The sequence below is a fragment of the Microbacterium sp. NRRL B-14842 genome (assembly GCF_050470785.1).
The window spans coordinates 1-10,001 of sequence record NZ_JBFLUM010000095.1 but is presented as its reverse complement, the minus strand read 5'-3'; the positions used below and the strand labels follow the sequence as shown (position 1 = coordinate 10,001).

Sequence of the window (10,001 nt, the reverse complement as noted above, 5' to 3'; positions counted from 1 at the left end):
GCCGCTCATTCGCATCCCGCTGCGCCTCCGCTTGATCGGCCACGCGCCACTCGTCGGTGGCGGCTGTGTCGGCGTATCTGCCGGTGATCCGTGGCGTGTACTGTCCGCCCGTGTAGAGCACGGTCGGCTCGCCGGCGGGGCGGGTGATCGTGATGATCGCGCCCACCGGAGCCGACGTGTACGGCTTGTACGAGCCGAGCTCCTTGCTGGTGAGCTCACCGTCGTCGAGCGTCCGATACCAGTGCGCGAGCTTTCCATTACTCGCGGCCTTGCGGCCGACGTAGACGACTTCCTCGGTGACGGTCGCTGCCTCTTCGCTCATTGGGGAGCACTCCTCGGATCAGTAAGAAAGTAGTGAATGTGACATTCACTGATACTAGAGAGGTTGCAGGGTCTTCGCAACCGTCGTCGTCGTCACGTCGACGGGCCGCTCTCGACGCTCGTTGACGGGAATCATCCGCACGGGCTCGTCGCGGGGAGCTTCGATCTCGAAGCCGCACGCGCCGCAGCTGTGCAGCCCGATCCCGTCGACGTCGTCGGAGGGGATGTACATGGTGGTCGGCTCTTCGCACATAAGGCAGCGCATGGTGATCTCCGTTCGCGTGGTCAGGCGCTTGTTGCCGGGGTGATCGGTTGGACGGTGGCGGAGTAGCCGCGGTGGGAACCCCAGGCGGCGGCGATGCGGTCGGCGACGTCGCGGTCCTCTCCGAGGTACGGGCGGTATCGCTTGCCGCGGGGGTCTGTGATGACGACCTGGACGACGCCGGATGGCTCGCGCACGGTGACTCTGGCTGCGGGGATCGGATACGCCTGGACGTGGCCGGCGATGATGAAGATCGGGTACAGGTCGCGTGCGAGCTCGGGGGTGCGGAACACGTCGTGAACCCATGCCGTGATGGCGAGCGCGCCGGCGGGGCTGAATCCGATGAGTCGTGCGGGGGAGCTGCTCGAGCCCGGCGCGCACGAAGTAGTGCTCGTCGACGAGGATCGGCGTCGGTGGGAGCAGAGACTTCTCGTCGTGGGCGGGGTAGATGGTCAGGCTGGTGCGGCTGTTCATGAGGCGCTCGTTCATGCGGTGCGGCGGATGCCGCGGCGATGATGTGTGCCTTGGTGGGCCGGGAGTAGAAGCCGAAGCTGTCGTCGTCGTCGGAAGCGGAGACGGTGGCGGTGAACGCGACGACGTCGCCGCGGGCGGCGGTGGAGATCTCGGAGGGCTTGGTGCCCCATACGCGCCAGCCCTCGCCCTGGACGAGGATCTTGACGGTGATTCCCCACTGAGTGTCGGTGGTCTTGGTCGCGAGGATCTCGCCCTGGATGAGGGTGCGCCCGGTGGGGACCGGGCGGCGCGCGGCCAGCTCGAGCTCGTACTGCTCGAGCAGCTCGTGGGCGGTGCGGACCTCGTCGTCGTCGAGGGTGCCGGTGTAAGTCCTCGAGGGAGTCGAGGATGTAGCCGATCTTCTCGCGCAGCGGGTTTCCGTCTCGCATGCTCAGGTGTGCCTCGGTGAGCTGGTCGCGGAGGGCCGGGGGTGCTCGGCCTCGAAGGCGGCGCGGCGGGCGGTGATCGCCCGTGTTGTGTCGACGTGCTCGGCGTGTGCCTTCGCGTGGGCTCGTGCGGTGGCGCGGGCGCTGCTGACGAGGCGGCTGCGGGTGCCGGTGCCGCGGCAGTCGAAGCAGATCGGGCGCCCCTGGCCATCGGTGAAATGTGTCGGCGCGGTGTACAGGCCGGTGCCGATGCACTTGCCGCAGGTGTCGGTGATCCGCTCGGAGCCCTTGCGGCCGGGGAAGGGGTCGACGTAGAAGTCGTGCCAATCGGCCGGTGCGGTGGTGTCGATGCTGTCCATGGGATCCTCCGGTTCGTCTTGTGGGTATAGGCCGCGGATCGTTCTCTTCGCGGACATGAAGGGGAAGGGGCGGGGGGCGGCTGTGTCACGGAGCCGCCCCCGCGGCGGCGACCTGGTTGGGAGGACGGCGGGTCGCCGGGAGGGACATGGCGGCGAGCGCGGCGAGCGCTCGTCAGGCTGCGGTGTGGCGGCCTGTCCCTGGGAGGGGAACGGGCGTTGCGCGGTTCCCCTGGTTGTGGGTCTGTGGGTTCTCCCTCTACTCAGTTAGTAGTGAATGTGACATTTACTAGGGTAGGTGTTTCCTGCCCGGAGGTCAAGTGGCGATCTGGCCTGCATCTGCTGGATCAGCTCGCGGGGTGCGCGGTCCTCGTCGGCGGGGCCGAGCCCTTCCCAAAGGTCGGGGCGGTTCTCGTGGATCCAGGCGCAGATGGTGGCCCAGTCCGCGACGCCGGACGGGTGCTGGTTGATGGTTGCCATGGTGTCCTCCCGGATCGTCGGCTAGTGAATGTGACATTCACAGCTTAGGGAGGGGGTCGGACATCGCTGGGGGACATCGCGAGTGCGTCACTGAGGGCGGCGGAGTTGCCGCCGCCCTCAGCTCGGTCTATTGCATCTGTCTGGCGATGCCGGCTGCGGCGCTGACGACTCGACGGGGGATGCCGAAGATTTCGGGAGGGCCGGACGCGACGCCGTTGCTCCACACCTTTCCGACGCGCCATCCGATGGGGAACCGGAGGGTGGTCGTGGTGTAGGTGGCCCCGGATTCGAGGGGGCCGGCGATCACACCGAGGGGGCTGACCTCGACGTACCACCGGCCAAACGGTCTTGGAGCCGCCTTCGTGGCCGTTCATGCGCCGGCGTTCTCGAGCGGCTGCGCGACGTGTGCCGGCAGGGCGCGTAGCGCGGCGCGGGTCACCCACTCGTCGGCGGTCTCGTCGAACTGGCCGAGCTCGATGATCGGCCCCTGGTCGTCGTGGTGGATGAACAGCGACCCGTACTCGCGGCCGTCGACGTACAGGTAGATGTTCCCGGCGTAGGCGCCGATCTCGCCGTTGTCGAACAGCCCGTCGCGGGCGTCGGGTTCACCCAGGTCGATCTCTTCCTGGCGGTGCCCGAAGTTGAGGGTGAGCTTCATGGTGTCCTCCGTAGTAGGTGGTGAATGTGACATTCATAGGCTACGGTGGGGGTCCGGACATTGCGCCGGCGAGCGAGCGATGCACTCTGTGTCCGCGAAGCAGCCGGGATGCGGCCTATACCCCTCAGACGGGCACAAGCCCGCGACGAGAGAGGAGCGATGCCGAGTCGCGAAGAGGTAGACGACGTCCTGCAGCGCGTGGGGCTGGCGGCGATCTCGTACTACCCAGAGATTCACATCGACGAGCCGGACTACACCGTCGACACCGACGTTGATTGGTGCCTCGAGCCGGTGACCGACCTGACCGATGAGCAACGCGCCCCGCTGCGAGAGGCGGTCGGCCTGGCGATCACCAACCCGACAGCTCACCGGTACGCCCTGTTCCAGACGTTGCTCGAGCTGGCGCCAGCGGAGTCGTAATGTCCGCCGGCGTCGACGACTCGTCGGCGCGACCGGTTGGCGGACCAACCGACCCCTCACGCGGCATGGCTGCGAGCGGGTCAGGCACGCCAGCAGGCGAAGCGCGCCGAGCAGGAGCAGTCGGCTGCGGCGAGCGCTGCGGCCGATCCGAAGCGGGACTACGCGAAGCGGTATCGCGAGGAGCATCGCGAGGAGATCCGCGCGTACCGGGCGAAGTATCACGCGGAGAACCGTGGACGAAGTGAACCGGAAGAACCGGGAGTACATGCGGGAGCGGTCGCGGAAGATGCGAGCGCAGAAGGAGCGGCGCGAGAAGGACCGCGAGCGGGTGCGGCGGTGGACCGAGGCTAACCGTGAGCGCAAGCGCGAGACGATCAGGCGGTGGCACGCGGAGCACCCAGAGAAGACGGCGGAGTACTCGCGGCGCTACTACGAGCGCAACCGTGACGCGGTGCTGGCCAGGGCGAGACAGCGTCGAGATCAGAGCCCGGAGAAGGTGAAGGCGTCGTCGCGGGACTGGCAGCAGCGCAACCGGGAACACCTGACCGAGTGGCAGCGGCAGTATCGGGCTGAGAACCCGGATGTGTATGAGCGGGCGCTGCAGTCCAACCGTGAGTCGAAGCGGCTGGCTCGCCGCCTCAAGTCGTTGGGTTGCCGGCAAAGCGCGTGCGTCGGTCCCCGGCAGCAGAGCGGCGAGCGCATGAGGCGGAGTCGCGGGAGTTCTTCGAGCGGGACCGGGCGGTGAGCGCGCGGAAGCGGGTCATGGCGGAGTACACACCGCTGGATCAGGCGGCGCTCGAGGCGTGGGCGGGCGAGGTCGCCATTGGCGCGTCGACGGGATGCGCAGCTGTCGCGGTTCCGGCGGCAGCTGCGCACGGGCGCGGGCAGGATATCGGAGATCCGTGAAGAGGTTCGGATGGATGCCGTTGCACGGCGACTGCGGGGAGACAGCCTCGACGCGCCCGCGGAGCTGCGTCAGCGGGTCTTCGGACGCCGCGGGAGGCCAGGAGTACCTCGCGGCGGGTGGCGATCGCCATACGGCGGCGCTGATGCTCGAGGAGTCCCTAGATGGGCTGGTCAAGCCTGTCGCGCTCCCGGATGGGCGGGGGATGGTGTGGGTGCCGGAGCACACGCGCGCAGGACGGGAGATCGCCGGTCACTGGCGCCGGCGCCCCGGCGCGGTGGAGCAGCTGCGCGGTGAGGACTGCGGGGCGTCCCCTGTGTGGGGCGCCCCGCACTCGCTCAGCTGGCTGCGGCGAGCGCGTAGCTGCGTGCCCGCCAGCGGGGGATGCGCACGCGCACGCCGTGGTGGTCGATCACGCGGAGCACGTCGCGCCCTTCGACCTCGAAGACGGTCTCCGTGGTGGTCTGCAGCCCTCCTCCGAAGGTGAACGGCTCTGCGAAGCGGATGTGGTCGCCGCGGCGGACGCGGGGCTTGGCTTCCTCGAGCTCGAGGTTCGCCCAGCAGGCGGCGCGCCACTGGTTGGCGTACTCGTGGTCGGTCGGGGTGAGGGGCCTCGAGCACCCGGCGGGGTGCGTGGACTGCGCCGGGGCCGACCGTCTCGTCCATGTCCTTGTACGTGAAGTTGTAGTAGCTGGACGGGGCGACGGAGTAGAGCACGACGAACGCGAAGACCTCCCCGGCGTGGGGGTGGCCGTCGTTGTAGCGCACCGCGGCGTAGAACTCGTAGGGCCAGTCCGTAGCTCCCGCCGATGTAGTCGGGGGTCGCGGCGGGTGCCGCTGGCGATGATCGTGGCGTTGGTGAAGTAGTCCGCGAAGTAGTCGCTGACGCTGACGCCGGCCGTCTTGTGAGTGGATGTGGCACCCATGGTGTCCTCCTCGGTTGCTAGTGAATGTGACATTCACAGGCTAAGGGAGGCCTCCGACATCGCCGACGTGACAGCAACAACGACGGCGGCGGGATGGCGAGCGCGAGCGCGGGGCCGAGCTCGGGGGAGAGCGAAGGGGGCTACCAGGCCTCGGGGTCAAGAAGTTCGTCAGCGACATCGACGAAGTAGTCGTCGTCTTCACTCCATGCGTAGAGGCCCTCGAAGACCACGCCGATTGCAAACGTCATCACGACGAGTCCGCCCCAACGGCCGATGAACTCCGAGTAGGAGTCGAAAGCTCTGTGCTCTCTGGCTCGCTCGAAGATCTCGTACATGATCTTGCTTGACTCCTCGTCCCAGCGTTCGGTGAAGGATGGGCGCGCGATTGCCCCGGTGAGAACCTCGTCCTCGAACCAGGAATCCAGGAGGCTGAGCGTCGTCCCGATGATCTGCGCGGGGGTTGGTTCTTCGTCGGGGGTCATCCGGTGAGGAAGTCGGAGAAGTCTTCGTAGTCGGCCTCCCACAAGTACTCTGCAGCGAGCCGTATCGCGCGGAACGCCTCTTTTCGAGCCTCACCTGTAGGCACCGCCATGATGAAGTTGTGACGTTGGATCGCCACCTGTAGGCCATCGTTGATCTCGTCGATTGTGTAGGCCTTGCCGCTGTCGAGGTCGATGTCACTTTCGAGAAGCAGCGGCTTGAGCTGCTTGAAGAGTTCAGCTGCCAGCCCTGTCTCTACACGCCGCCCGAAACTGTCGCGGCCGCTGCTGTCTACGTTGGGCATGAACGAGTCTCCTCATCAGGCGTCTGTAGCTCAGACCATAGCCGAGGGGTCTGTTGCCCGGAGCCGGGACATCGCCTGTGGTGCCGTGAGACGATGCGTCGATGAAGACGACCCATCGCGACGGCGAGGCGGGTGGGCTGCGGATGCCGGCCGTGTGGGATCGGGCCTCGCTCGAGGCGGTCGGGGTTCGTGGGGTTCGTTCGATTCGCGGATCTTGCGGCCGCGAGGGGTGCCGACTGAGGCGGGGGATCTACGTGGTGCTGCGTCCGGCGGCGACGTCCGCCGGAGCTGCTCGAGCTGACGCGAGCGCGGGCGGGATCCGCCTACCCTTTGGATGACCTCGCGGCTCGGTGGGTGTCGGGGACGCCGGTGCTGTACATCGGCAAGGCAGAGGCGAAAGTGGGCGGGCTGCGCAAGCGGCTGGGGCAGTTCGCGCGGAAGGGTGCCAGCCACCAGGGCGGGCGTTCGATCTGGCAGCTGGCCGATCAAGACGAGCTGCTCGTTGCGTGGGTGACGACGCCGGAGGAGTCCGCGGAGGACGTGGAGGTTCGCTACCGCGCCGCGTTCGCTGACGTGTTCGGTCGCTGGCCGTTCGCGAACCGGAAGCGATGAGGGCAGGCGGTTGATGAGAGGGGTTTCGCCGGGGATCTAGGTTGCTACCGCGGGCCTGTGTACGCTCTCGGCCATGAGGGCAGACAGGTTTGAGGACGTGGAACTTGGCGCGTTTGAGCGCTTCTATGACGAGCGACCCTTCGAGGGGCGCAGCTATCCCGGCCCATACTTCGAGACCGAGATCGCGTCGGGCATGAAGCGCGGGTTAGCGGTGTCCGTGGAGGGGCCTACGGTTCGATGACGCGCGGGCGCTCATGGATCAGGTGAGGGCCATTATCGCCCGCCCGCTGCCCACCCACGAGATGTACTCTGCGCTGCTCGAGACATTCCCCAAGGCGTTTCCCCTGGAATACCCCAAGACAGATGAGCTATGCCGTCACGCCGAGTGCCATTTGCGTCGGAAGGGAGGGAGACTACTCAGTCCACTTCGACGTCGACTCGGAAGACGACACTCAAGTCGACTATTGGCCCTGTCGTGTGGCTTGACCGTGACGGCAACATTCTGAGCGCTCACGCCGATGGCGGACGTGGCGAATATCCCGGAGGTCGGGACTACACCCTCCCGGAGGCGACCGAGGCGTTGGTGCGATCCTGGCCGTCGAAGAACATTTGGGCAGAGGACATCGCGACCCGTCTGGACAAACTGGACGGGCTGGGCTGAGCCCCGCGTTCGTCGACGGGGCCCAGCGCGGCGGTGTCAGCCTCGTGCGGCTGCCAGCTCAGCGTCGATCCGGCGCCGCTCGCCGCCGGGGTGAGTGCTGCCCAGCAGCACGACGCGGCGATCCCATGCGACCTCACCCGTGAGCGAGTCGACCCAGTCGGTGACGTCGGCGCGCTGCGCCTCGGTCAGCTGGTCGACGGCCAGGCCGGGCAGGATCGTATCGGCAGGGTGAGGGTCTTGCGCAGGTACTCGAAGTCAACCTCGTTGCGCCAGGCGCGCTCCGACTCGATGAACCGGTCGATCTGCGCGTTGTCGGGGTGCCACTGGCATCCGCCGATGCAGGCCTCCTCGGGGTCGACGGACTGAAACCAGACGGCGTGTACGGTGCGGTTGGTGGGTCATGGCATCCTCCCGGATTGCTAGTGAATGTGACATTCATAGGCTACGGGGGGGCCTCCGACATTGGCAGCGGCGAGCGCCGCGAGGGGGCGGGGGCGGGCGGTGTGCCCGCCCCGCCGGGTTGGGTTACTCGCGCTCCCAGTCGGTGACTTCCGCGTCGATCGAGTCGGCGACGTAGTTGTCGGATCGGAGCGACTCGATCACGTCTTCGACGGTGTACGCCTCGATCGCGAGGTCTTCCGCTTCGTCCGACGTGCGGGCGGTGACCGAGACGGTAACGCGCTGGGTCAGTGTGACGGAGAGGGTCACCCGGAAGTCGCGCTCGCGCGGGGTGCCGCCGATCGCTTCCACGAGCCGGTCGTACTCGGAGCAGAAGCCCTCATCGTTGGCGATCTGCTCACCCTTCTCCCAGATCGCCGCGAGCCGGTCGTCGGCGGCGTCGGTGATCGGCAGTCGCAGCCTGTCGATCTCGCGCTGCTGCCGTTCGACGGTCAGCGCGAGATCCGCGGCCTGCGCCTGGGCGGCGACGAGATCGGCCTGCGTGCGGGCCATCTCCCCGACGTAGGCCGCCGCGCCGCTCGGTGACCGGGGCGGGCATGTCGAGCTGGCCTGAGCGAACTCGATGTTGGTGGTGGTTGCCATGGTGTCCTCCTTGGAACGTAGGCGGTGAATGTGACATTCACAGGCTACGGGGGGCCTCCGACATTGCTGCGGCGAGCGCGGCAGTGCCCCGCCGGTAGATCCCGGCGGGGCACTGGGGGAGGTTCAGCTGGCGGGTGGTGTGAGTGTGCCGCGAGGAGTGCTCTGAGGGCGTCCACAGCCCCGTCACGGGCCTCGAAGACGGCATCCATGGTATCGGCCTCTGTGGAGCGCTCGGCCTCCTCGATCGCCGCCTGTGCGGCGCCGGTCAGCTCGCGCAGGCGGGCGGTTGTCTGCGGGCGAGCGCGAGGGGTGCTCCGTGCTCGGTGATGTGCAGCGTCCATCCGTCGCCGGTCGGGGTCGCCCACACGGTGGCGATCGCCTGTCCTTCGGCGTTGTCGAAGTCGACCTTGCCGAAGTCGTCGCCGTGGTGGGCGAGGATGCGTGCTCGGTCGTCGACGGGCATCGAGTACAGGTGGGAGTTGCTCGGCGTCCAGGTCGCCGGTTCGGCGCGCTGGGCCGGTGTCGTAGGGAGTGAGTGCGGTGGTCATGGCTGGTCCTTTCGTCAGAGGGTCGGGGGGCGGGCGCGGTGCCCGCCCCCGGTGGTGTCAGCGGGTGAGCAGCCCGGCGATGATCCTGTCGACGGACTCGGCCGAGACCGTCACGGCGCAGGGGATGCAGACCTCTGTGCGGGTGTGGCGGATGTCCTCGTGGTCCAAGATCGTGACGACGTAGTTGCGGGCGTCCTGGACGCCGCACTCGGCGCAGGAGTATCCGACCGGCGGGGCGTCGGTCTCTCGGTGTCGTCGTCGATGCCCTGGCGGGCCAGTTCGACGGCCTGGCCGACCCAGTAAGGCGACGGCCTGGGTCGTCGACGACGAACGCGCCGTCGTCGATTGCCTCGATGAGCGAGCCGCCGTGGTTGCTGGTCATCCGCTCGAGGATCGTCCGCGAGATCTCGTCGACGGTGAGTGGTGTGGGTGCCATGGTGTCCTCCTTGGAACGTAGGCGGTGAATGTGACATTCACAGGCTACGGGAGGCCTCCGACATTGCTGCGGCGAGCGCGGCAGCGCCCCCGCCGGTAGATCCCGGCGGGGCGCTGGTGGGGGTCAGTCTTCGCCGGGGAGGGCGATGATGATGCACGCCTGGCCGGTGAGGTTGTACCCCTCGATGCTCACGCGGAGTCGCTGGCGGCTGGCGGTGGTGGCGGTGCTCGGGTTGCCGGAGCGGGTGGCGTTCGGCACGCGCAGCACGTAGGTCTCGCGCGGGACGAGATCGCCGGCGACCCTGGCGGGCGGTGGGGCGGATGACGTTGAGCACGTCCCAGAATCGGGCGTCCTCGCTCTGCCAGTCGCCCTCGCGGGTCCACTGCAACCGCGGCCTCGTAGGCGGCGCGGTGTGAGCAGTACCGTGAGCCGGTATCCGGCCTCGAGGGCGGTGGCGGGGTTGAAGTGCAGCAGCAGCCCGTCTGCGACGGCCTCCTCTGCGGTGTAGACGGCGATGATTTCTGCGCCCTTGAACGGGTTTTCGCTCTGCTCGGTCATGGTGTCCTCCCGGATCGCTTGCTAGTGAATGTGACGCTTACACTCTAAGTGAGGGGTCAGACATTGGGCCCGGCGGGTGAGCGCAGGACGATGGGGGAGACGGCGGCGTGCATGACTGAGACGTGGATCTACGAG

General features: G+C 67.7%; 16 protein-coding genes. 3 read left to right on the top strand and 13 right to left on the bottom strand.

Going from position 1 to position 10,001, the window contains the following annotated elements; translation table 11 throughout:
- The 7 genes from AB1285_RS27045 to AB1285_RS27015 form a co-directional block, all read right to left on the bottom strand.
- The coding region (locus AB1285_RS27045) for a hypothetical protein (protein ID WP_429978270.1) at positions 1-322 on the bottom strand (322 nt) is incomplete at its 3' end.
- 54 nt (positions 323-376) lie between these two features.
- A complete protein-coding gene (locus AB1285_RS27040; protein ID WP_193599314.1) occupies positions 377-553 on the bottom strand; it encodes a hypothetical protein in 177 nt (58 codons plus the stop codon).
- Between the two features lie 53 nt (positions 554-606).
- Positions 607-876, bottom strand: a complete 270-nt coding sequence (locus AB1285_RS27035) for a hypothetical protein (RefSeq protein ID WP_429978269.1) — start codon at positions 874-876, stop codon at positions 607-609.
- A gap of 611 nt (positions 877-1,487) precedes the next feature.
- Positions 1,488-1,841 (bottom strand): hypothetical protein, encoded by a 354-nt coding sequence (locus tag AB1285_RS27030; RefSeq protein ID WP_429978268.1) that lies wholly within the window; start codon positions 1,839-1,841, stop codon positions 1,488-1,490.
- A gap of 264 nt (positions 1,842-2,105) precedes the next feature.
- On the bottom strand, positions 2,106-2,318 hold the full coding sequence (locus AB1285_RS27025; protein WP_429978267.1) for a hypothetical protein: 213 nt from the start codon (positions 2,316-2,318) through the stop codon (positions 2,106-2,108).
- 127 nt (positions 2,319-2,445) lie between these two features.
- On the bottom strand, positions 2,446-2,625 hold the full coding sequence (locus AB1285_RS27020) for a hypothetical protein (RefSeq protein ID WP_429978266.1): 180 nt from the start codon (positions 2,623-2,625) through the stop codon (positions 2,446-2,448).
- A gap of 63 nt (positions 2,626-2,688) precedes the next feature.
- Positions 2,689-2,976 (bottom strand): hypothetical protein, encoded by a 288-nt coding sequence (locus tag AB1285_RS27015; RefSeq protein ID WP_005050816.1) that lies wholly within the window; start codon positions 2,974-2,976, stop codon positions 2,689-2,691.
- 159 nt (positions 2,977-3,135) lie between these two features.
- On the opposite strand from AB1285_RS27015, the gene AB1285_RS27010 reads away from it, so the two are divergent.
- A complete protein-coding gene (locus tag AB1285_RS27010) occupies positions 3,136-3,396 on the top strand; it encodes a hypothetical protein (protein ID WP_005050818.1) in 261 nt (86 codons plus the stop codon).
- Positions 3,397-3,628: 232 nt separating this feature from the next.
- The gene (locus tag AB1285_RS27005; protein WP_429978265.1) at positions 3,629-4,141 is read left to right on the top strand and encodes a hypothetical protein; all 513 of its coding nucleotides are present in this window, start codon (positions 3,629-3,631) and stop codon (positions 4,139-4,141) included.
- A 497-nt stretch (positions 4,142-4,638) separates the two neighbouring features.
- On the opposite strand, the gene AB1285_RS27000 is transcribed toward AB1285_RS27005, so the two are convergent.
- The 3 genes from AB1285_RS27000 to AB1285_RS26990 all read right to left on the bottom strand — a co-directional run bounded on the left by AB1285_RS27000 (position 4,639) and on the right by AB1285_RS26990 (position 6,010).
- Entirely contained in the window at positions 4,639-5,226 is a 588-nt protein-coding gene (locus AB1285_RS27000; protein WP_429978264.1) for a DUF6927 domain-containing protein, read from the bottom strand.
- Positions 5,227-5,366: 140 nt separating this feature from the next.
- Positions 5,367-5,708, bottom strand: a complete 342-nt coding sequence (locus tag AB1285_RS26995; RefSeq protein WP_429978263.1) for a hypothetical protein — start codon at positions 5,706-5,708, stop codon at positions 5,367-5,369.
- On the bottom strand, positions 5,705-6,010 hold the full coding sequence (locus tag AB1285_RS26990) for a hypothetical protein (protein ID WP_429978262.1): 306 nt from the start codon (positions 6,008-6,010) through the stop codon (positions 5,705-5,707). Before AB1285_RS26990 ends, AB1285_RS26995 begins: the two co-directional genes overlap by 4 nt.
- A 354-nt stretch (positions 6,011-6,364) precedes the next feature.
- Here AB1285_RS26990 and AB1285_RS26985 point away from each other — a divergent pair, with 354 nt between their 5' ends.
- Positions 6,365-6,622 (top strand): hypothetical protein, encoded by a 258-nt coding sequence (locus AB1285_RS26985; protein WP_429978261.1) that lies wholly within the window; start codon positions 6,365-6,367, stop codon positions 6,620-6,622.
- Positions 6,623-7,808: 1,186 nt separating this feature from the next.
- On the opposite strand, the gene AB1285_RS26980 is transcribed toward AB1285_RS26985, so the two are convergent.
- The 3 genes from AB1285_RS26980 to AB1285_RS26970 all read right to left on the bottom strand — a co-directional run bounded on the left by AB1285_RS26980 (position 7,809) and on the right by AB1285_RS26970 (position 9,866).
- A complete protein-coding gene (locus AB1285_RS26980; protein ID WP_429978260.1) occupies positions 7,809-8,324 on the bottom strand; it encodes a hypothetical protein in 516 nt (171 codons plus the stop codon).
- A gap of 265 nt (positions 8,325-8,589) precedes the next feature.
- A complete protein-coding gene (locus tag AB1285_RS26975; protein WP_429978259.1) occupies positions 8,590-8,787 on the bottom strand; it encodes a hypothetical protein in 198 nt (65 codons plus the stop codon).
- Between the two features lie 644 nt (positions 8,788-9,431).
- The gene (locus AB1285_RS26970) at positions 9,432-9,866 is read right to left on the bottom strand and encodes a hypothetical protein (RefSeq protein WP_429978258.1); all 435 of its coding nucleotides are present in this window, start codon (positions 9,864-9,866) and stop codon (positions 9,432-9,434) included.
- Positions 9,867-10,001 lie beyond the last annotated feature (135 nt).

Bases quoted from the DNA above. Each gene is read 5' to 3' on its own strand.
- AB1285_RS26975 (WP_429978259.1), bottom strand. From the start codon at position 8,787: ATGCCCGTCGACGACCGAGCACGCATCCTCGCCCACCACGGCGACGAC.
- AB1285_RS26995 (WP_429978263.1), bottom strand. From the start codon at position 5,708: ATGACCCCCGACGAAGAACCAACCCCCGCGCAGATCATCGGGACGACG.
- AB1285_RS27010 (WP_005050818.1), top strand. From the start codon at position 3,136: ATGCCGAGTCGCGAAGAGGTAGACGACGTCCTGCAGCGCGTGGGGCTG.
- AB1285_RS27030 (WP_429978268.1), bottom strand. From the start codon at position 1,841: ATGGACAGCATCGACACCACCGCACCGGCCGATTGGCACGACTTCTAC.
- AB1285_RS26970 (WP_429978258.1), bottom strand. From the start codon at position 9,866: ATGACCGAGCAGAGCGAAAACCCGTTCAAGGGCGCAGAAATCATCGCC.
- AB1285_RS26990 (WP_429978262.1), bottom strand. From the start codon at position 6,010: ATGCCCAACGTAGACAGCAGCGGCCGCGACAGTTTCGGGCGGCGTGTA.
- AB1285_RS26980 (WP_429978260.1), bottom strand. From the start codon at position 8,324: ATGGCAACCACCACCAACATCGAGTTCGCTCAGGCCAGCTCGACATGC.
- AB1285_RS27015 (WP_005050816.1), bottom strand. From the start codon at position 2,976: ATGAAGCTCACCCTCAACTTCGGGCACCGCCAGGAAGAGATCGACCTG.
- AB1285_RS27025 (WP_429978267.1), bottom strand. From the start codon at position 2,318: ATGGCAACCATCAACCAGCACCCGTCCGGCGTCGCGGACTGGGCCACC.
- AB1285_RS27000 (WP_429978264.1), bottom strand. From the start codon at position 5,226: ATGGGTGCCACATCCACTCACAAGACGGCCGGCGTCAGCGTCAGCGAC.
- AB1285_RS27040 (WP_193599314.1), bottom strand. From the start codon at position 553: ATGTACATCCCCTCCGACGACGTCGACGGGATCGGGCTGCACAGCTGC.